A 19,333-nucleotide genomic window follows, 5' to 3' on the forward strand; every position below is an offset into this window, starting at 1 on the left:
GCGGAGGCTTGCCTCCGCCGCGCCCTCGTCTAAGAGCGCCCCATGCCCAAGATCACCTATATCGAGCATGACGGGACCGAGCACGTCGTCGACGTCAAGCCGGGCCTTTCGGTCATGGAAGGCGCGATCCGCAACAATGTGCCGGGCATAGACGCCGATTGCGGCGGGGCCTGCGCCTGCGCCACCTGCCACGTCTATGTCGACGAGGCCTGGCGCGAGGCCACGGGGTCGCCCAGCGCCATGGAGGAATCCATGCTGGACTTCGCCGAGGAGGTCGAGCCCAACAGCCGCCTGTCGTGCCAGATCCGCGTCTCCGACGCCCTGGACGGCCTGGTCGTGCGCCTGCCCGAAAACCAGCACTGACGTGACGCGCGGCGCCATCCGGCTTCTGGCGCGTTGACCGCTCCGTGAGCTTGTTCGGTTCGAAATTCGGTCGCGCCCCGGACCCGGCCGACCGCCGCCAGGAGCCCCGTCGGGCGGCCAACGCGCGCGGGGTGGTCGTCGCCTCGGGCGTCGAGACCGCCTGTCTGATCGTGGACCAGTCCGCGGCCGGTTTCCGGCTTCGGCTCGACCGCGGCGCCGCCCTGCCGCGCGACGTCGTGGTCATCGACGTGGCCGAGGGGCTGGCCTATCCGGGCGTCGTCGTCTGGCAGAAGGGCCAGGAAGCTGGAATCAAACAGGCCGGGCCAACCCCGCTGAGGGGGCTGACGCCGGCCCGGATGACCGCCGCGCGCGAAGCCTGGCTCCGCGCGGGCGGCCGTTAGTCACGGGATCGGGCCGATCAGGCGGCCTTGGCCGCCTTCTCCGCCTTGCCCTGGACCTGGCCCTCGATCAGCGGCGTGCCGGCGCCGATCTCGATGCGGCGGGGCTTCAGCGCTTCGGGCAGTTCGCGCTTCAGGGCGATCGACAGCAGGCCGTTGACCAGGTTCGCCTCGGTCACGACGACATAGTCGGCCAGCTGAAACCGACGCTCGAAGTCGCGTTCGGCCAGGCCGCGGTGCAGATAGGTCTTCTGCGGCGCCCCCATCCAGAGAAGCGTCGTTGGCGGTCTTGCGGCCGGTGACGGTGAGCAGGTTCTCCTTCACCTCGATGTTCAGCTCGTCGGGCGTGAAGCCGGCGACGGCGATCTCGATGCGATAGGCGTTCTCGCCCGTGGTCTCGATGTTGTAGGGCGGATAGCCCGTGTCCTGGCTGGTGCGCGCGGCGCTTTCCAGCAGATTGGCCAGACGGTCGAAGCCGACGGCCGAACGGTACAGCGGGGTGAAATCATAGGTACGCATCAGCATCCTCCTGAGGATCAGCAAGGTTGAGCCGCCCGGCGGTTTGGCCCGGACGGATGGAGATCAGTCCTGCCGGCCCGAAATCGGCCCCGGCGGGTCTGGAGAACCCGGCGTCGGCGTTCTCGTGGGTTCAGATGGGATGCGCCCTTCGCCCGTCAAGACGTCCGCGCGTCATTTCGTCTGCCCCGTCGAAGCGGGCTTGGTCGCCGGACGCGGGCTGCTATGGAGAAGGGAATCCTCGGGAGAACTCGCCATGCGTCACGCCCTTCTCGCCGCCGCCGCGCTCGCGGCCTGCGCCGCTCCCGGCCTGGCCCAGGCCCAGCAGACCCCGACCCTGCCGCGCTCGGCCCTGTCCACGGCGATCCCCCAGCTCCAGGAAGACGCCGCGCTCCAGGCGGCCGTGGCCTCCACGACCCGGCCCGAGGCCGACCGCGCGCGCGACCGGTGGCGTCACCCCTACGAGGCCCTGACCTTCTGGGGCCTGACGCCGGGCATGACGGTGGTCGAGATCGAGCCCGGCGGCGCCAGCTGGTGGCGCCATATCCTGGAGCCCTACGCCGCCGCCACGGGCGGGCGCTATGTGCCGGTCAACCGGCCGCTGGAGAGCATGGGGGTCGCGCCGGGAAGCGCCGACTTCATCCTGGTGGCGCGCGCCTTCCACAACTGGTCGCGCGGCGGCCGCACCGAGCCCTATCTGGCCGCCTTCTTCCAGGCGCTGAAGCCCGGCGGCGTCCTGGCGGTGGAACAGCACCGCAGCGTCGACGGCCTGAACGTCGCCGACGTCGCCCCCACCGGCTACGTTCCCGAAAGCTATGTCATCAAGGCCGCCCAGGACGCCGGCTTCGTGCTGGAGGCCCGCAGCGAGCTGAACGCCAACCCCGCCGACGATCGCGACCATCCGTTCGGCGTCTGGACGCTGCCGCCGGTCCGTCGGTCCGCGGACGATCAGGGGCGCGCCCTGACCCCCGACCAGCGCGCCGCCTTCGACGCCATCGGCGAGAGCGACCGCATGACCCTGAGATTCCGCAAGCCGGAATAGTCCGCCCCGGCGGGCCCCGGGGCCTTTGACCCCGGCGGCGAACCTGAGTAAGCCCGTCATCGCCCCCGTCGCCGCCGAAGTCGGTCGGGCGCCGGGGCGATGCTCCGCAGGGATGTTTGATGGCCGATTTTGCAGCGAACCAGGACCGCGTGTCGCGCCGGACGTTGCTGGCCGGCGCGACCGGACTGGCGCTGGCGGGCCTGGGCGCGTCGCTGTCGGGCTGCGGTCGCGGCGAGGAGAAGACGGCCGCGCCGCCCGCCGGGCCGCAGGGCCCGCCCGAGGGATCGCTGGAATGGGCCGTCGCCGGCGCCTGGCGCACGCCCCAGGACAAGGCCCGCGACGCCTTCCGCCACCCGATGGAGACGCTGCGCTTCTTCGGCCTGCAGCCGCGCATGACGGTGCTCGAATTCTGGCCGGGCAGCGGCTGGTACACGGAAATCCTGGCCCCCTATCTGAACAAGGGCGCCGGCGCCTATGTCGCGGCCCTGTTTCCCGAGGGACCGACGGCCGACCCGGCCCAGGCGGCGCTGAACGCGGCCTTCCGCGCCCGCTTCTCGTCCGACAGGCGGCTTTACGGCGAACCTCGCTTCTCCACCTTCGGCGCGGCCAGCGGGCCGGCGGCCGATCCCGGCACGGCGGACATGGCCCTGTTCATGCGCACCCTGCACGGCTGGATGGCCGCCGGGATCGCGGAAAAGGCCTTCGCCGACGCCTACGCCGCGCTGAAGCCCGGCGGCGTCCTGGGCGTCGAGCAGCACCGGCTCGGCCCGGAAGAGGACCAGGACCCGGTCGCCGCGAACGGATACGTCCAGGAGGCGTTCGTCCGCCAGCTGGCCGCCGAGGCCGGCTTCGTCTTCGTCGCCGCCTCCGAGATCAACGCCAACGACAAGGACACTAAGGACCATCCGTTCGGCGTCGACACCCTGCCGCCGATGCGGCTGACCGCGCCGCGCGGAGAGCCCGCGGACCCCGCCTTCGACCGCGCGCCGTATGAAGAGATCGGCGAGAGCGACCGCATGACCTTGAAATTCAGGAAGCCCGTGTGAACCGCGCCCAGACCTTCGCCGCCCATGCCCCGCTGATGGGCGTGCCCGGCGCCGCCCCGCCGCCCGGCGGAGACGGCGACTGGTTCCGGGGCGCGGGCGGCATGCGCCTGCGCGCGGCGCTGTGGACGCCGTCGCCGATGGTGGCCAAGACCCCGCGCGGCACCGTGGTGCTCAGCGCCGGCCGCACCGAGCCGATCGAGAAATACTACGAATTCATCGGCAATCTGCTGGCGCGCGGCTGGTGCGTCCTGGCCCACGACTGGCGCGGCCAGGGGCTGTCGGCGCGCCTGCTGCCCGACCGGCTGAAGGGCCACGCCCGCGCGGTCGAGGAGTTCCTGGACGACTACGGCCGGCTGCTGGAGACCTATCAGGCGCGGATGCCCCAGCCCTGGATCATGGTCGGCCATTCGATGGGCGCCTGCCTGAACCTGCTGACGCTGGAGGCCGGCGAGGACCGGTTCGCCGCCGCCCTGCTGTCCAGCCCCATGCTGCGGGTCAAGACGGGCAAGCGCTCGATGTGGTCGGTCAAGCTGGCCCTGCGCTGGAACATCCGTCACGGCAAGGCCGGCGACTATGTGCTGGACGACGTCGACGACCCCTTCGACCATGACTTCGAGGGCAACACCCTGACGTCGGACGCGGCCCGCTACGACCTGTGGCGCCAGCAGCTGTTCGCCTGCCCTCACCTGGCCGTCGGGGCCCCCACCTATGGCTGGCTGGCCTTCGCCATCGACGCGGGCGAACGGCGCTGAAGCCCAAGGCCCTGAAGGCGGTGAAGATCCCCGTCACCGTGGTCCAGGCCGACCGCGACGAACTGGTCTGGAAACAGACCAGCCGATGGGCCGCCAAGCGGCTGGAGCGCGGCCGCTATGTCGAAATCCCCGGCGCGCGCCACGAGATCATCATGGAGGCGGACGAGATGCGCGGCGTCTTCCTGCAGGAGTTCGACGCCCTGGCCGACACGGTGGCCCCGGTGCTGGAGACGACGGGCGCCTAGGTCCGGCGGCTTGCGCGCCTAATTCGGCGCGCACGCCCCTGCAAAATCAATCGCTTGCAGGGCGTCCGGCGCTTTCGACCAACCGCGGTCCGAACATCGCCTATGATGCGCGGCTGGATCCGTCCTGCAGGAGGCGCCGCGCGATTTCATACGATTCACACGGTTCACACTGTCTTTTTCGATGACGCCCTACAGCGCCGCGCGCCGCAGCGTCACCAGGGCCTGGTCGATCAGGCGGGCGTCGCCCCACCGCCAGGATCTGGCCGCCGTCGTCCGGGGCCTGGCCGCGCCAGTTGACCACCGCGCCGCCGGCGGCGCGGATCACCGGGACCAGGGCCGACCAGTCCCAGGGCTTCAGCCCGGCCTCGGCCACCAGGTCGATGCGCCCGGCGGCCAGCATGGCGTAGGCGTAGGCGTCGCAGCCCAGCCGCGCCAGGCGGGCGGCGGCCCGGACCTGGGTCCAGGCGCCCAGTTCCGAGCCGGTGAAGATGTCGGGGTCCGTCGTGGCGATGACGGCGTCGTTCAGCCGCTCGCAGGCCCGCACGGCCAGCGGCGTCTCGGTCTCGCCGCGCAGCAGCCGCGCGCCGGACGGTCCGCCGACGAAGATCTCGTCCAGATAGGGCTGGGCGATCACCCCGACGGTCGGCGTCCCCGCCGTCCTCAGGGCGATCAGGGTGGTCCACAGCGGCAGGCCGGCGATGAAGGCGCGGGTGCCGTCGACGGGGTCCAGCACCCAGACGTGTTCGGCGTCGGGGCGGTCCGCGCCGTATTCCTCGCCGATCACCCCGTGGTCGGGATAGCGTTCGGCGATGCGCCGGCGGATGACGGCCTCGGCCTGGCGGTCCGCCTCGGTCACGGGGTCGAAGCCGCCGGCCCCGCCCTTGTCGTCGTGGCCGATGTCGGAACGGAACAGCGGCAGGGTCACGCGCGCCGCGTCCCGGGCCAGGTCGACGGCGAAGGCTTCGAATTCGGTCATGCCGGCCTCATAGAGCATGACCGGGCCGGGCGGAACCGCTCAGCGGGCGGGCGGGCCCTCGACGTGCAGGGACTTGGCCAGGTCCAGCAGGCGACGGCGCGGCGTTTCGTCCAGCTGGTAGAAGGCCTGGATCAGGTCCAGCGTCTCGCGGCGCGAGAACACCTCCGCCCGGGCGGGCGCGGGGGCCTCCAGCGCTTCCGCCAGGCCTTCGTAGAAATAGGCCACCGGCGTCTCCAGCGCCTCGGCCAGCTGCCACAGGCGGGCGGCCGAGATGCGGTTGGCGCCGCACTCGTACTTCTGGATCTGCTGGAAGCGGATGCCCACCTGCAGCGCCAGCTGCTGCTGGGTCAGGCCCAGCAGGCGCCGGCGCCGGCGCAGGCGGCCCCAGGTGAAGGTCGATGTCGGCGGCCATGAACCGGCTCCCTCGTCTGCCCGTCGTCCCGCATCGGGACGGCTCGCCTTGCGGGCGGCAAGGGGCGTGCCGGGGTCGCGCTCCAGGGGAATGCCACGCCCCAGGCAACCCGTCGGCGCGACGTGCATTTAGCTGACAGCTTGGCTTTTGGAAGGAAGGATACTGAGCATGGGTATTATCGCCTGGATCATCATCGGCATCATCGCCGGTTGGCTCGCCGAACAAATCATGGGCCGCAACCACGGCCTGCTGACCAATCTGATCGTCGGCGTCGTCGGCGCCCTGATCGGCGGCTTCATCGCCAACGCGCTGGGCTTCGCCTGGGGCGGCTGGATCGGTTCGACCATCGTCGCCACCATCGGCGCCGTGATCCTGCTGTTCCTGCTGGGACTGATCAAGCGTCGCGCCTGATCGGCTCGGCGGATGCGAAAAAGGGGCGGCTCGTCGAGCCGCCCCTTTCTTCATGCCCGGACCCTCAGCCCTGAGGCTGGGTCGAGTCGGTGGGCGGGGCCATCGGATCGGCGGTCGTCGCCGGATCGGCCGGGTCCGTCATGGTCGAGGACGGATCCGCGGTGGTCGGATCGGCCGCCGGGTCGCTGGACGGCGCCGGGGTCGCGGCCGGCGCAGGGGCGGCGCCGGCGATCGGCGCGGCGGCGTCATATTCGGCCTTGGTGTAGGCCACCACCACATCGGCGCCTTCCTGGCGGATGCCGCCCAGGGGCACGGCGCGAAGCTGGCCGTCGGCGCCGCGCACGGTCAGTTCCTGGCCGCCCTCGGCGTTGGCTTGCACGCCTTCCAGCTGGCCCAGCGCGCCGTCCGGGCCGCGAACCGTGGCGCCGGGCGTGAGCTGCAGGCTTTGCTGCGCGGGGGCGGCGGTTTCCTGGGCGGGCGCGGCCGCCTCTTGCGCCAGGGCCGGCGCGGCGGTCAGGACGGCGCCCACGGCGCCGGCGAGAAGAGCGGTCTTGAAGTTCATGGGATTACCCCGGTGACGCGGGCCCGACGCCCGCACAGAGGTAATCCGCCATATTTCATATTGTTTCAGCCGCCCCGAAATGACCCCGCGCCCGCCCCAGTTGGCCGATTCTTGGTCTATGCTGGGGCGCCGCCAACGAATCATCGGAGATCGGCTTGCCGCGCCGCCCTGACCACGCCCTTAGGCTGCTGCGCCGCCTGCTCGGCTTGGGCTATGAGCTGACCCCGCAGCTGTTCGCCGTGGTGGCCTTCGCCGCCGGCGCGCTGATGCTGGCTTCGGCGGTGACGCCCGAGCTCGACGGTCGCCTTCGTCAGCTGACGGGGGTCGTCTCGCCCCTGCTGATCGACCTGTCGCACCTGGTCGCCTCCATCGCGGGCTTTCTGCTGATGCTGCTGTCGGCCGGCCTGTGGCGGCGGCGGCGCGGCGCCTATTGGGCGGCGCTGGCGGTGCTGGGGGTGGGGGCGGTGTTCTCGGTGCTGAAGGGGCTGGACTGGGCGGAATCGATCGACCTGATCCTGGTCGCGGCCCTCTTGGCCCCGTGCCGGTCCGCCTTCATCCGGCGCTCGCGGCTCAGCGAGCCCCTGAGGCCCAGCTGGCTGCTGCTGCTGATCGCCGTGGTGGGGGCCATGCTGTGGCTGGGCTTCTTCGCCTATCGCGACGTGGCCTATTCCGACGAGCTGTGGTGGCGCTTCATCGGCGATCGCCAGGCGTCGGGCTTCCTGCGCGCGGGCCTGGCGCTGGCGGTTCTGACGCTCGTGGTGGCGGGGCGGTCGCTGCTGAGCTCGCCCGGCGCGCACGAGCACGGCCCCGCCGGCCCTGAAGAGATCGCCCGCGCCCGCACCGCGCTGGAGGCCGCCGGCGAGGCGACGCCCGAGGCCTGGCTGGCCATGCTGGGCGACAAGGCCCTGCTGTTCAGCCCGTCGGGCCGCAGCTTCCTGGCGTATAGGGTGCGCGGGCGACGCTGGATCGTAATGGGCGAACCCGCCGGCGCGCCGGAGGAACGCCAGGACCTGTTGTGGGCTTTCGCCGAGATGGCCGACAGCTACGGCGGCGCGCCGGTCTTCTATTCGGTCGGCGAGGCCATGCTGGGCGAACTGGCCACCATGGGGCTGGCGGTGCGCAAGGTCGGGGAGACGGCCGTGGTGGACGCCGCGACCTTCTCCATCGAGGGCAAGAGCAAGCAGAACCTGCGCACGGCCCTGAACCGCGCCGAGCGCGAGGGGGGCAGTTTCGAGGTGCTGCCGCCCGGATCGGCCCGCCCGCTGGAGGCGGAGCTGCGCGCGGTGTCCGAGGCCTGGCTTTCGCTTCACAACGGAGAGGAAAAGGCCTTCTCCATGGGGCGGTTCGACATCGGCTATCTGGACCTGACGCCGCTGGCGGTGATCCGCGAGGGGGGCGCATCGTCGCCTTCGCCAACCTTCTGGTCACGCCCGGCGAGGCGGCGGTGGACCTGATGCGGCACAGCCCCGAGGCCCCGCACGGGGTGATGGACTATCTGTTCACGCGCTGCATCCAGTGGGCCAAGGCCGAGGGGATCGCCCGCTTCGACCTGGGCATGGCCCCGCTGGCGGGGCTGGAAGACCGTCGCCTGGCGCCCGTTTTCGCCCGCGTCGGCGCCCTGGTGTTCGAGGAGGGCGGCGCCCTCTACGGCTTCCAGGGCCTGCGCAGCTACAAGGCCAAGTTCGCCCCGCGCTGGACGCCCCGCTTCATCGCCGCCCCCGCCTCCACCCCCTGCCCCTGGCGCTGCTGGACGTGGCGCTGCTGACCAGCGGCGGCTGGCTGGGGATGCTGGGCCTCAGGAAGGGCTAGGTCAGCAGGGCCTTCAGGACGCCGTCCAGGACGGGGCGGCCTTGGGCCGTGGCGGCCAGGCGGCCGGCGGTCAGGGCGAGAAAGCCGTCCGAGATCAGGCTCGCGACCGGCTCCGCGGTCGTCGACAGGCCAAGCGCCCCCAGGGTCCCCGCTGGGACGCCCTCCACCGTCCGGAGGCCCAGCAGCAGCCGTTCCTCGGCCGCGTCCCGGGGCGACAGGCGGTCGGCCTCGGACCAGGGCGAGCCGGCATGGACGCCAGCGACATAGTCGCCGATGCGGCGATGGGCGACGGTCGCGGTGCGTGCGCCGTCCAGCGTCAGCCGCCCATGCGCCCCCGGCCCCAGGCCCAGATAGTCGCCGCCGCGCCAGACGTGCAGATTGTGGGCCGAGCGCGCCCCGGGCCCGCGCGCGTGGTTGGAGACCTCGTAGGCGTCCAGCCCGGCCGCCTGAAGCGCCGACTGGGTGGCTTCGTAAAGGGCGACGGCCCGGTCCTCGTCGGGGGGCGTCAGGGTCCCGCGCCGAACGGCCCGGCCGAAGGCGGTCTCGGCCTCTATGGTCAGTTGATAGGGCGAGACGTGCTCGAACCCCAGGTCCAGGGCGGACCGAAGCTCCGCCTCCCATGCGTCGACGGTCTGGCCGGGGCGGGCGTAGATCAGATCGATCGACAGGCGCGGGAACAGCCGTCCAGCCAGGTCCACGGCGCGCAGGGCCTCGGCCGCCGAATGGTTGCGCCCCAGGAACGACAGGGCGGCGTCGTCCAGCGCCTGGACCCCCATCGACAGCCGGTTGACGCCCGCCTGGGCCAGGGCGGCGAACCGGTCGGCCTCGGCGTCGGTCGGATTGGCCTCCAGGGTGATCTCCACGGCGCCGCGTGGGGGGAACAGGGTCCGGGCGCGCTCGACGATCGCCGCGACGGCGGCCGGGTCCATCAGCGACGGCGTGCCGCCCCCGAAGAAGATGGACGCCAGGCGGCGCGGCCCCGCCAGGGCCGCCTGCGCCTCCAGGTCGGCCAGGATGGCCGCGGCCAGCGCCGTCTGCTCCTGGCCCCGCCCCCGGTCGCGCACCACGTTGAAGTCGCAGTGGGGGCAGATGCGCGAACAGTAGGGCCAGTGGACATAGAGGCCGACGTCCGTCCCCGGGTCGAAGGGATCAGTCAATCAGCGCGGCCTTCAGCTTCATGAAGGCGCGCGTGCGGTGGCTGTCGGCCTCCTTCACGGCCGGGTCCAGCTCGCCATAGGTCAGGGCCTGGCCCTCGGGGATGAAGATGGGATCGTAGCCGAAGCCGCGATCGCCGCGCGGCGGGAAGGTCAGTTCGCCGTGAACCACCCCCTCGACGACGACGCACGGGCCGTCGGGCCAGGCGACGGCCAGGGCCGAGGTGAACCAGGCGCGACGGTCGCTGGAGCCGATCTCGTCCAGCCGGTCCTCGACCTTCTTCATGGCCAGGGCGAAATCCTTGGACGGCCCGGCCCAGCGGGCGGAGAAGATGCCCGGCGCGCCGTCCAGCGCGGCGACCGACACGCCGGAATCATCGGCCAGAGACACCTCGCCCGACAGCTGGGCCGCGTGGCGCGCCTTCAGCATGGCGTTGCCGACGAAGGTGGTCTCGGTCTCGTCCGGTTCGGGCAGGTTCAGCGCGCCGGCGGTGACGATCCGGTAATCTCCATCCAGCAGCGCCTCGATCTCGCGCGCCTTGCCGGGGTTATGGGTGGCGGCGACGAGCCGCATCCCCTTGATAAGCTTGAGAGTCATCGACGATCACGCCCCTGAAACAGTCCATTGCCAAAGTTTAATATCGTTAAACGATATGTAACGTGCTTTCCCGCTGGGCACGGCCTATGTTGTGAACATCAGGAACGGGGCCGCAACGTTCCGGATTTTCCGACAAGCCGGAAACATCGTGCGGAAATACAATCAACGGGGCGAAAATCGTCCCTTCAGGATCAACGGAGAAACACGATGCATACGATGAACACCTCGATGTGGCTGGACAAGGTCGGCGCCGCTTTCGTCAACACGGTCATGATCGCCGCCCTGCCGACCGCCCTGGTCGCCATCCTGATCCAGGCCTTCTGATCCGTCCTGAGCCGTCCCTCAGTTTCGATCAAGAGAGCTTTGACGATCTCGATGAAGACCGCGATGTATAGAGCCGTGCGCGGGTTCGCCGGACCCCGCACGGCCATGCGGCCCCAATATCCGGCCTGAAAGGCCGACCCTCCATGCGCCTGCCGAGGTTGCGATCGACGTCGAAGCCCGACGGAGCCCCCGGCTCCCGCTTCCTGGCGTCCGTGCGCGGCCTGGGCCCCGGCTCGGTCTCCAGCGTCCTGAAGGTCGCCCTGGACGTGGCCTATGTGCTTCTGGCCCTGATCACCGGCGTGCTGCTGCTGCTGCTGATCGCGGCCGTCTTCATTCCGCTGGACAACCTCAACGTCACCGTCAGCGGGGATTCGGGGGGACGCCAGCTGCCGTTGACGCGAATGCTGCTGCTGTTCGGCCTGGGCGCCGTGACGGCCTATTTCGGCGGCTTCATGCTGATCCTGCGCAGCCTGCGCCGCATCTTCCGCACCCTGACCGTCGGCGACCCCTTTCATCCCCACAACGTGCGCCGCCTGCGCCAGATCGGCCTGACCCTGGCGGTCGTGACCGGCGGCGTGTGGCTGGCCCAGGGCTTCGTGGCCGCCCGCCTGGCGCCCGGCGTGATGGAGCCGCAGGGGATCGGCGAGCTTCTGACCCCGGTGTTTTCCGTCCTGATCGTCTTCGTCCTGGCCGAGGTGTTCCGCGAAGGCGCGCGCCTGAGGCGCGAATCCGAACTGACGATCTGAGCCGTTTCCCCTAAGGTTTCCCCATGGCCATCCGCGTCCAGCTCGATCGCGTCCTCGTCGAACGCCGCATGTCGCTGACCGAGCTCGCCGACCGCGTCGGGGTGACGGTGGCCAATCTGTCGATCCTGAAGACCGGCAAGGCGCGCGCGGTCCGCTTTTCCACCCTGGACGCCCTGTGCCGCGAACTGGAGTGCCAGCCGGGCGACCTGCTGGCGCATGAGCCCGGCCCGCCCGAGGCCTTCGCCGACGACGCCGAATGAAGCGGCCGCCGACGGATCCGCGCGACGAGAACGGCCTGACGCCCGAGGACCGCCGCATCTGGGGGCGCGTCAGCGGCACCGTCACCCCGCCGCGAAAGCGAAAGGCCGCGCGCGTCCGCGCCGACGCGGCCCATGTCGACGTCATGGCCCAGGTCCTGGCCGCCCTGCAGGAGCGTCCGGCCAGCCGGCCCGCGGCCAAGCGGACGCCCGCGCCCCCCGCCGCCGTCTCGACCGGGACGCCCCGCGCCGCGCCGCGGACGCCGTCCGCCCCCGAGGACGTGGAGCCCAGCCGCAAGCGGCGCCTGACCCGCGAACGCGACCCGATCGAGGCGCGCATCGACCTGCACGGCTTCGGCCGGTTCGAGGCCGAGGACCAGCTTCGAGCCTTCCTGATCTCGTGCCAGGCGCGCGGGATGCGGGCCGTCCTGGTCATCACCGGCCAGGGGCGTCTGGGCGGCGGCGTCATCCGCGCGGCGTTCGCCGACTGGATGCACGCGCCCGCGCTTCGGGCCGTGGTGTCCGGCTATAGCGTCGCCCATCCGCGTCACGGCGGAAACGGCGCCTTCTACGTGACCCTGCGCCGCAGGACCTAGGCGGCGACCCGCCCCGCCATGTCGGCGGTCTCGCCCCGGCCCAGCAGGCCGGTCTCGAAGTCCATGAAGATGTCCATCAGCTCCTCGACGTTCACCGCCGGGGCGCCGGGGCCGAAGCGGAAGCGCCAGTAGCTGACGATGTGCTGGACCGCGCCCAGCTGGTCGCCCAAGCGCGAGAACATGGACGGCGCGTCCAGCAGGAAGTCGCGGAAGGCGATCGGCCGCCCCTCCTGGGTCAGCTTGGCGTAGGCGTCGTCATAGACGCGCAGAGTGCGGCTGACCTCGTCGCAGGTCTTGATGATGCGCCCGCGCAGGACGTCGCGCCCGCGGGCGATGTATTCCTTGGCCTGGGCGTCGACCTTGCCCACCGGGCGGATGGTGCGGACCGCCTCGGCCACCGCCGCCACGTCGGTCAGCAGCGCCGCCAGCGTCCATTTGTAATAGAGGAAGCCCTTCCAGCAGAAGACCCCCTCCTCGTACTGCTCGGGCGCCAGGCGCAGGGTCAGGCGCAGGGCGTCCAGCTGGTTGCCCGGCGTGTTCGACAGGATCTTGGCCGCCATCCGCGCGGCCGAATCGCGAGAGTCGGCCGAATCGTCGCCCCCCAGGCTCAGCGTCACCAGAGGCTCGATCTCGCTGCGGACGAAGGCGGTCATCCGCTGCAGGTCCGCATCGCTGATCGAGAAATAGCAGGGCGCCGGGTCCAGCCCGCCGCGCCGCAGCTGTTCGCGCAACAGGAAGGGGTCCAGCGACGGCAGGCGGTCGATCAGGCGCAGCGTCTCGATGTCCGGGTGGGTCGGCTGGACGCCGAAGGCCTCCATCATCGCCCGTTCGAAACCGATCTGGTTGACGAAGACGTAGCGGCCGCCGGTCTTCAGGTCGTCGTCCTCGATCGGGATGACCACCTTGGTGGCCACCTGACGCCGACCCGTGAACAGATCGAACTCGTTGCGCCGCAACCGATGCTTGATGATCAGGGCGCGGTTCAGCGCCGGGGTCCTGAAGATCGGCCGCGCCGCCCACTCGGGGTTGCGCACGGCGCCGTCCGAGCGGCTGTCGCCGTTCTCTTCCCAGACGCGAAGCAGGTTCAGCACGCGCGCCGTGGAGGCGGAGCCGCGGAGATGTTCAAGGCTGCGGACGGCGCGGTCGGTCATGGCGGCCATGGTGCACGGCAATCATGACCAAGGGCTTAGCTTGCTTGGGAAAACGAACAGGGGTCGCCGAAACGCCCTTCGCTGTCGGGGCCGGCAGCCGCCAGGGGGCGCCCTTTCGGGTCCCGCTGGCGTCGGAGCGGGGCTGGGATTATGACAGGGCCATGCATCTGTTCGACATTCTCGTGCTGGTCGCCGTGGGAGCGGTCAGCGTCACCCTGGGCCTGGGGCTCTATTCCCTGTTCCGGGGCGGCGCCTAGCCCGGTCGCATTCCAACCGGCTGATGCGGTTGCGGGTCGGGCTCCAGGCGGCGGCGGTGCTGGTGCTGGTCGCCGGCATGGTCTGGAAAGCGACGAGCCGCGGCTGATGGTGGTCCTGAACAAGATCTACACACGGACCGGCGACCAGGGCGCGACGCGCCTGGCGTCGGGCGCCAGCGTGTCCAAGACCGATGCGCGCGTCGCCGCCTATGGCGCCGTGGACGAACTGAACGCGGTGATCGGCGTGGCCCGGCTGAACAGCGGCCAGAACGACCGCATCGACGCCATGCTGGCGCGCATCCAGAACGAACTGTTCGACCTGGGCGCCGACCTGGCCACGCCGCTGGACCCGCCCCCGACGTGGGAGGCGCTGCGCATCGTCGAGAGCCAGGTCGCCCGCCTGGAATCAGAGATCGACTGGATGAACGAAAGCCTGAAGCCGCTGGACAGCTTCATCCTGCCGGGCGGGGCGCCCCTGTCGGCGCATCTGCATCTGGCGCGCACCGTCTGCCGCCGCGCCGAGCGCGAGGCCGTGGCCCTGGTCGAGACCGGCGCGCCGATCAACGTCGAGGCCGTCAAATACCTGAACCGCCTGTCCGACCACCTGTTCGTCGCCGCCCGCCGGGCCAACGCCAACGGGGCCGGCGACGTGAAGTGGAAACCGGGAGCGACGCGCTAGGCGCCGCTCCCCAGACCCCGATCAGGCCTTTTCGAACAGCTTCTGCCAGCGGCGCGGCGTCCGGTTCTTCCAGGCGGCGCGGTGATAGGCGTCCGAGCCGATCAGCGGCACGACCGTGGTCGCCTCGGCGAACACCATCTGCTCGTGGGTGGTCTGCACCTTGCCCCAGGACGCGGCTTCCTTCAGCGTCGAGGACGAGCAGGCGCCGTCGCGCACGTCGGCGACGGTGATCTGGACCGCATAGCGGTGCATCTCGGCCTCGATCCCCAGGATCTCGGCGCAGACGACGGTGTCCTGGGCGAAGTTCTTGGGCACGCCGCCGCCGACCATGAACAGGCCGGTGACGCCCGCCGCGATCTTGATGTCGGTCAGTTCGCGGAAGTCGGCGATGGCGTCCAGCATCATATAGGGCTGGCCGGCGGCGGCCCGCTCCTTCTGGTGCTTGACCAGGCCGAAACCGGCGGACGAGTCCACGAAGGCCGGGCAGAAGATCGGCACGCCCTGCTCATAGGCGGTCTGGATCAGGCTGCCTTCCTTTTTGGCGTTGCCCTCGGACAGCCACTTGCCCATCTCCCAGATGAACTCGCGGCTGGAATAGCCGCGCGGCTCCAGACGATTGGCGATCTCAAGAATCGTGTGGTCGCAGGCCTGGAGCTCTTCCTCGTCGATGTAGGTGTCGTAGATCCGGTCGATGTAGTTGTCGCGCAGGACGTTGTCGTCCACCTCGCCGGCGGCCTGGTAGTGCTTGAAGCCCAGGGCTTCGAAGAAATCCATGTCGACGATCGAGGCGCCGGTGGCGACCACGGCGTCGATCATGCCGAATTTCACCATGTCGCGGTACACGTGCATGCAGCCGCCGGCCGAGGTCGAGCCGGCCAGGATAAGCCACGGCGAGCAGTCCTGGTCTTCCAGCGCCATGTTGAAGATGTCGGCGGCGCGGGCGGTGTCGCGCGACGAGAAGGACATCTTGCGCATCGAGTCGATGATCGGGCGCGCGTCGAAGCTGGTGATGTCGACGTGCTCGACCACGTTCTGCAGCAGCTGGGCCTTGGTGTTCGATTGAACGGGAGCGTTCATTTCGGAGGTTTCCCTTTGATTTGAGCGCCCGTCGGAAACAACGGGACCGTCGGGACGGAGCGACCGACGGTCCTGATAGACCGTCACCCCCGGAACAGTTCCCGAGGGTGACGCAATGCGAGGTTACTTCCGGCGCTTGCGCTGACCGGCCTTACCCTTCGGACGTGACAACCGCACGACCTTGCGGGCGGTCTCTTCCGCCGTGGTGCGCACGGTCGGGATGGAGCGCGGCGCCAGGCCGTAGAGCGAGGCCATCGGGGCGTCCTCGACCGCGGCGACGTCATGTTCGCCATAGCCGTTGAAGCCCGTCGTCATGGCCACGCCATAGGCGCCCAGCATGCCGATCTCGATGTAGTCGCCTTCGCGGATGTCGGCCGGCAGCCAGAACGGGCCCGGCATGTGGTCGATGGAATCGCAGGTCGGGCCGTAGAACTGGAACGCCTTCAACTCGCCGGCGCTGTCGCCGTCCCGGACCAGCTTGGTCGGGAAGGGCCAGCGCGAGTGGGTCGCGTCGAACAGCGAACCGTAGGAGCCGTCGTTCAGGTACAGGGCGTCGCCCTTGCGCAGATCGACGCGGGCCAGCACCGAGGACGACTCGGCCACCAGCGCCCGGCCGGGCTCGCACCACAGCTCGGTCGTTTCCGACACCGGCATCTCGTTAAAGCCGCGATGGATGGCGTCGGCGTATTCGCTCATGTCCGGCGGGACCATGCCCGGATAGACCGACGGGAAGCCGCCGCCGACATCGACGATGTCGACGATCACGCCCGCGCGGCTGATCGAACGGCCGACCTGGGCCATCGCCGCCTGATAGGCCGTCGGGCGCATGCACTGCGAACCGACGTGAAAGCTGACGCCCATCAGGCCGTCCTTCACCGCCTGGCGGGTCGCCAGCAGCAGCGCCGGGGCCTGGTCCGACGACACGCCGAACTTGCCCGACAGCGTATAGGCCGCGCCGTCGGCCGAGACCGCCATGCGCACGATCAGGTTCAGGTCGTTCGCGCCGCCGGTGGCGTCGAGGATCTTGTTCAGCTCCTCCACGCAGTCCAGCGAGAAGGTGCGGACGCCGTGATCGAAATAGGCCTTGGTGATGGCCGCCCGGCTCTTGACCGGGTGCATGAAGGCCAGGCGCGCGTCGGTCGTGACCGAGCGGACCAGCTCGATCTCGGCCAGCGAGGCCACGTCGAAGCCGCGCACGCCGGCTTCGACCAGCGTTTCGACGACCCAGCGCGACGGATTCGCCTTCACGGCGTAGAAGACGTCGGCCTTGAGATTATCCTGGAACCAGCGCGCCGCTACGGAAACCGAGCGCGGCCGCACGAGGGCGACGGGACGCTCAGGAGGCCGCTCACGGACCAGGTCCAGGGGAAGTTGGTACGTGCGCAATTCACGTAACCCCCTGTTGATTGTTAACCCAGACCGGCGTTAGCAGCGCGTAACGGTAAGACCTACGGGGTCCGCCGGAAGGCGCGATATGGGGGTATCGCGCTGTCATGTAAAGCGGTTTTTTAATGGCGGCGACGATCCGGCCGCCTGCGGCAGCCTGGGTCTCGGCCGCGCGACGGCGCGCCGGGCGCCGCCTTGAAGGGACGCCGCGCGTTTGGGGGCGTTAACCGTTCCGGCGACATACTGCTCCAGCAAGTTCCGGGCCACTTCCGCGCCCGGCGGGAACATCGGACGTGATCGGTCAGAGGCTGGAGGTCAGGCAGGGGCAGGGGCTGGTCATCACGCCCCAGCTGCAGCAGGCGATCAAGCTGCTGCAGCTGTCCAACCTCGAGCTCGAGGATTACGTCGAGGCGGAGCTGGAGCGCAATCCGCTGCTGCAGCGCGAGGAGCCCGAAGGCGACGGCCCCGACGCGCCCGAGCCCGAGCGGACCGCCTCCAACGACGGCGAGATGGCCTTTGGCGACGGCGTCGGCCACGAGGCGGCCAGCGCCCTGGACGCCGGCGCCGACGACGTTTACGGCGACGCCGCGCCCGGCGAACGCACCAGCGACCGGATGACCGACGAGGCCCAGCCGGGGCTTTCGGACTGGTCCGGCGCGGGCAAGGGCGGATCGACGTTCGAAGGCGACGGCGAACGGCCCGACGCCCACGAGCCGACCCTGTGGGAGCACCTTCAGGCCCAGGCCTCGTCCGCCGGCTTCGGCGTCGCCGACCACGGCGTGGCCCTGACGCTGATCGACGCCACCGACGAGGGCGGATACCTGCGCGGCGAACTGGCCGAGTTCGCCGACCGCCTGGGCGTGCCGCTGGAGCGGATCGAGGCGGTGCTGGCTGTCTGCCAGGGCTTCGAGCCCACGGGCGTCATGGCGCGCTCGGTGCCCGAATGCCTGAAGCTGCAGCTGATCGAGCGCAACCGCTTCGACCCGGCCATGGCGGCCCTGCTGGACAATCTGGACCTGCTGGCGCGGCGCGACCTGGCGGGCCTGCGACAGGTGTGCGGCGTCGACGCCGAGGATCTGGCCGAGATGATCGCCGAACTGAAGGGGCTGACGCCGCGCCCCGGCGCCGGCTTCGGCGGCGAGCCGGCCCAGACGGTCATCCCCGACGTCCACGTCCGGCCCGATCCGGCCGGCGGCTGGAAGGTGGAGCTGAACGCCGACACCCTGCCCCGCCTGCTGGTCGACAAGCGCTATCACGCCGTGGTCCAGACCGGCGCCCGGTCGGAGACCGAAAAGAGCTATGTGGCCGACTGCGCGGCCCAGGCGAACTGGCTGGTCAAGTCGCTGGATCAGCGGGCCAAGACCATATTGAAGGTGACGTCCGAGATCGTGCGCCAGCAGGACGCCTTCCTGGCCTTCGGCGTGGAGTTCCTGCGCCCCCTGAACCTGAAGACGGTGGCGGACGCCATCGGCATGCACGAATCGACCGTCAGCCGCGTCACCTCGAACAAATACCTGTCGACGCCGCGCGGGGTGTTCGAGCTGAAATTCTTCTTCACCGCCGCCATCCAGTCGACCGACGGGGCCGCCTCGCATTCCGCCGAGGCCGTCCGTCACCGGATCAAGGCCATGATCGACGCCGAGGGCGCCGACGGCGACGTTTTGTCCGACGACCGCATCGTCGAGATCCTGAAGGAGGCCGGCATCGACATCGCCCGTCGGACGGTCGCCAAGTATCGGGAAGCGCTCAGGATTCCGTCCTCGGTCCAGCGTCGCCGGCTGATGCGGACGGCCTGACAAGCGTCACCACAAATCGGTGATCCGGATTGACACCAAATCCGGTCGGTAGCGTTCTATCGCCATGCAAGTCCAAGTCAGCGGCAAGCAAGTGGATGTCGGCGAAGCGTTAGGCTCGCGCATCTCCCAGGAACTCGAAGACGGAGTCGGCAAGTACTTCGCCCGCGGCGGCGATGACGCCGAAGTCGTGGTCTCCAAGGACGGCCACAACTTCAAAGTGGACTGTTGGGTGCGGCTGGCCTCGGGCCAGACCCTGGTGACGACCGGCTTCGGCGGCGACGCCCATTCGGCCTTCACCGAGGCGCTGGAGCGGCTGGAGACCCGCGTGCGGCGCTACAAGCGTCGGCTCAAGGACCATCACATCGGCCCCAAGGGCCTGTCGCCCGAAAAGACCGAGGACGCCGCCCGCGAGGTGGCCCGCAGCATCGTGCTGCGCGATCCCGACAGCGTCGACGACGACGCCTTCGGCTCGGCGGGCGAGGACGACGGCCCGCCGCCGGTGGGCATGGTCATCGCCGAGACCCAGTCAGAGATCCGCACCATCACGGTGGGCCGCGCGGTGCTGGAGCTGGACATGACCGGCTATCCGGTCGTGCTGTTCCGCAACGCCGCGCACGGCGGCCTGTCCGTCGTCTATCGTCGCCCGGACGGCAATGTGGGCTGGATCGACCCGGAACGGACCGCCAAGTCCAACGGCCAGGCCGGAACGGCCTAGTTTGACTTCGTCGCGGGTTTCTCTAAACGGGCGCCCGCGACGCCCCGCCTGTCGCCTTTAGAGTC

The 19,333-nt window shown here is 70.1% G+C and carries 21 protein-coding genes and 3 pseudogenes; 15 read left to right on the forward strand and 9 right to left on the reverse strand.

The window, feature by feature from the left end; all coding sequences use genetic code 11:
* Positions 1-42 precede the first annotated feature (42 nt).
* Both MU852_RS08155 and MU852_RS08160 read left to right on the forward strand, forming a co-directional pair.
* The gene (locus MU852_RS08155; RefSeq protein ID WP_249751765.1) at positions 43-363 is read left to right on the forward strand and encodes a 2Fe-2S iron-sulfur cluster-binding protein; all 321 of its coding nucleotides are present in this window, start codon (positions 43-45) and stop codon (positions 361-363) included.
* 44 nt (positions 364-407) lie between these two features.
* A complete protein-coding gene (locus tag MU852_RS08160) occupies positions 408-764 on the forward strand; it encodes a PilZ domain-containing protein (protein WP_249751766.1) in 357 nt (118 codons plus the stop codon).
* 17 nt (positions 765-781) lie between these two features.
* Here MU852_RS08160 and MU852_RS08165 read toward each other — a convergent pair.
* Positions 782-1,280 (reverse strand): annotated as a pseudogene (locus MU852_RS08165) (Hsp20 family protein).
* A gap of 253 nt (positions 1,281-1,533) precedes the next feature.
* On the opposite strand from MU852_RS08165, the gene MU852_RS08170 reads away from it, so the two are divergent.
* The 4 genes from MU852_RS08170 (at position 1,534) to MU852_RS17365 (ending at position 4,362) form a co-directional block, all read left to right on the forward strand.
* On the forward strand, positions 1,534-2,319 hold the full coding sequence (locus tag MU852_RS08170) for a class I SAM-dependent methyltransferase (protein ID WP_249751767.1): 786 nt from the start codon (positions 1,534-1,536) through the stop codon (positions 2,317-2,319).
* 119 nt (positions 2,320-2,438) lie between these two features.
* Positions 2,439-3,365 (forward strand): class I SAM-dependent methyltransferase, encoded by a 927-nt coding sequence (locus MU852_RS08175; RefSeq protein ID WP_249751768.1) that lies wholly within the window; start codon positions 2,439-2,441, stop codon positions 3,363-3,365.
* Entirely contained in the window at positions 3,362-4,117 is a 756-nt protein-coding gene (locus MU852_RS08180; protein ID WP_283843831.1) for an alpha/beta hydrolase, read from the forward strand. The genes MU852_RS08175 and MU852_RS08180 overlap by 4 nt, the downstream gene beginning before the upstream one ends.
* A 20-nt stretch (positions 4,118-4,137) precedes the next feature.
* Entirely contained in the window at positions 4,138-4,362 is a 225-nt protein-coding gene (locus MU852_RS17365) for an alpha/beta fold hydrolase (protein ID WP_283843832.1), read from the forward strand.
* A 100-nt stretch (positions 4,363-4,462) separates the two neighbouring features.
* On the opposite strand, the gene hisN is transcribed toward MU852_RS17365, so the two are convergent.
* Both hisN and MU852_RS08190 read right to left on the reverse strand, forming a co-directional pair.
* Positions 4,463-5,338, reverse strand: a complete 876-nt coding sequence (gene hisN, locus MU852_RS08185) for a histidinol-phosphatase (RefSeq protein ID WP_430641211.1) — start codon at positions 5,336-5,338, stop codon at positions 4,463-4,465.
* 39 nt (positions 5,339-5,377) lie between these two features.
* Positions 5,378-5,750 (reverse strand): annotated as a pseudogene (locus MU852_RS08190) (helix-turn-helix domain-containing protein).
* 168 nt (positions 5,751-5,918) lie between these two features.
* Between MU852_RS08190 and MU852_RS08195 the strand changes: the two are divergent.
* Positions 5,919-6,161 carry a GlsB/YeaQ/YmgE family stress response membrane protein gene (locus tag MU852_RS08195; protein WP_249751769.1) on the forward strand — a complete coding sequence of 81 codons (243 nt, stop codon included), beginning with the start codon at positions 5,919-5,921 and terminating at the stop codon, positions 6,159-6,161.
* Between the two features lie 64 nt (positions 6,162-6,225).
* Here the strand turns inward: MU852_RS08195 and MU852_RS08200 are convergent, their stop codons facing one another.
* Positions 6,226-6,723: a hypothetical protein gene (locus MU852_RS08200; protein ID WP_249751770.1), complete on the reverse strand. Its 498-nt coding sequence runs from the start codon at positions 6,721-6,723 to the stop codon at positions 6,226-6,228.
* Between the two features lie 887 nt (positions 6,724-7,610).
* Between MU852_RS08200 and MU852_RS08205 the strand changes: the two are divergent.
* Positions 7,611-8,488, forward strand: a pseudogene (locus MU852_RS08205) (GNAT family N-acetyltransferase).
* Between the two features lie 40 nt (positions 8,489-8,528).
* Here the strand turns inward: MU852_RS08205 and hemW are convergent.
* Together hemW and MU852_RS08215 are read right to left on the reverse strand one after the other, a co-directional pair.
* A complete protein-coding gene (gene hemW, locus MU852_RS08210; protein WP_249751771.1) occupies positions 8,529-9,689 on the reverse strand; it encodes a radical SAM family heme chaperone HemW in 1,161 nt (386 codons plus the stop codon).
* Positions 9,682-10,284: a non-canonical purine NTP pyrophosphatase gene (locus MU852_RS08215; RefSeq protein WP_249751772.1), complete on the reverse strand. Its 603-nt coding sequence runs from the start codon at positions 10,282-10,284 to the stop codon at positions 9,682-9,684. Before MU852_RS08215 ends, hemW begins: the two co-directional genes overlap by 8 nt.
* Positions 10,285-10,751: 467 nt before the next feature.
* On the opposite strand from MU852_RS08215, the gene MU852_RS08220 reads away from it, so the two are divergent.
* From MU852_RS08220 to MU852_RS08230, 3 genes are read left to right on the forward strand one after another with little or no spacing between them, the layout of a single operon-like run.
* The gene (locus MU852_RS08220) at positions 10,752-11,354 is read left to right on the forward strand and encodes a DUF2975 domain-containing protein (RefSeq protein ID WP_249751773.1); all 603 of its coding nucleotides are present in this window, start codon (positions 10,752-10,754) and stop codon (positions 11,352-11,354) included.
* 23 nt (positions 11,355-11,377) lie between these two features.
* The gene (locus MU852_RS08225) at positions 11,378-11,614 is read left to right on the forward strand and encodes a helix-turn-helix domain-containing protein (RefSeq protein WP_249751774.1); all 237 of its coding nucleotides are present in this window, start codon (positions 11,378-11,380) and stop codon (positions 11,612-11,614) included.
* Positions 11,611-12,207 carry a Smr/MutS family protein gene (locus tag MU852_RS08230; RefSeq protein WP_249751775.1) on the forward strand — a complete coding sequence of 199 codons (597 nt, stop codon included), beginning with the start codon at positions 11,611-11,613 and terminating at the stop codon, positions 12,205-12,207. Before MU852_RS08225 ends, MU852_RS08230 begins: the two co-directional genes overlap by 4 nt.
* Here MU852_RS08230 and MU852_RS08235 read toward each other — a convergent pair.
* Positions 12,204-13,358, reverse strand: coding sequence for a hypothetical protein (locus MU852_RS08235; protein WP_249751776.1), 1,155 nt, complete (start codon positions 13,356-13,358; stop codon positions 12,204-12,206). The genes MU852_RS08230 and MU852_RS08235 overlap by 4 nt on opposite strands.
* A 280-nt stretch (positions 13,359-13,638) precedes the next feature.
* Here MU852_RS08235 and MU852_RS17825 point away from each other — a divergent pair, with 280 nt between their 5' ends.
* Positions 13,639-13,722, forward strand: a complete 84-nt coding sequence (locus MU852_RS17825; protein ID WP_347342378.1) for a hypothetical protein — start codon at positions 13,639-13,641, stop codon at positions 13,720-13,722.
* Positions 13,722-14,294 carry a cob(I)yrinic acid a,c-diamide adenosyltransferase gene (locus MU852_RS08245; protein WP_249751777.1) on the forward strand — a complete coding sequence of 191 codons (573 nt, stop codon included), beginning with the start codon at positions 13,722-13,724 and terminating at the stop codon, positions 14,292-14,294. The genes MU852_RS17825 and MU852_RS08245 overlap by 1 nt, the downstream gene beginning before the upstream one ends.
* 21 nt (positions 14,295-14,315) lie before the next feature.
* Here the strand turns inward: MU852_RS08245 and MU852_RS08250 are convergent, their stop codons facing one another.
* Together MU852_RS08250 and MU852_RS08255 are read right to left on the reverse strand one after the other, a co-directional pair.
* Positions 14,316-15,371, reverse strand: a complete 1,056-nt coding sequence (locus MU852_RS08250; protein WP_249751778.1) for a 1,9-bis(guanidino)-5-aza-nonane synthase — start codon at positions 15,369-15,371, stop codon at positions 14,316-14,318.
* A gap of 123 nt (positions 15,372-15,494) precedes the next feature.
* Positions 15,495-16,757, reverse strand: coding sequence for a type III PLP-dependent enzyme (locus tag MU852_RS08255; protein ID WP_249751779.1), 1,263 nt, complete (start codon positions 16,755-16,757; stop codon positions 15,495-15,497).
* A 293-nt stretch (positions 16,758-17,050) separates the two neighbouring features.
* Here MU852_RS08255 and rpoN point away from each other — a divergent pair, with 293 nt between their 5' ends.
* Both rpoN and hpf read left to right on the forward strand, forming a co-directional pair.
* Entirely contained in the window at positions 17,051-18,553 is a 1,503-nt protein-coding gene (gene rpoN, locus MU852_RS08260; protein ID WP_249751780.1) for an RNA polymerase factor sigma-54, read from the forward strand.
* A 64-nt stretch (positions 18,554-18,617) separates the two neighbouring features.
* The gene (hpf, locus tag MU852_RS08265; protein ID WP_249751781.1) at positions 18,618-19,268 is read left to right on the forward strand and encodes a ribosome hibernation-promoting factor, HPF/YfiA family; all 651 of its coding nucleotides are present in this window, start codon (positions 18,618-18,620) and stop codon (positions 19,266-19,268) included.
* The last annotated feature ends 65 nt before the right edge of the window (positions 19,269-19,333 follow it).

Source organism: Brevundimonas albigilva (assembly GCF_023503965.1).
GTDB classification, from domain to species: Bacteria; Pseudomonadota; Alphaproteobacteria; order Caulobacterales; family Caulobacteraceae; genus Brevundimonas; species Brevundimonas albigilva.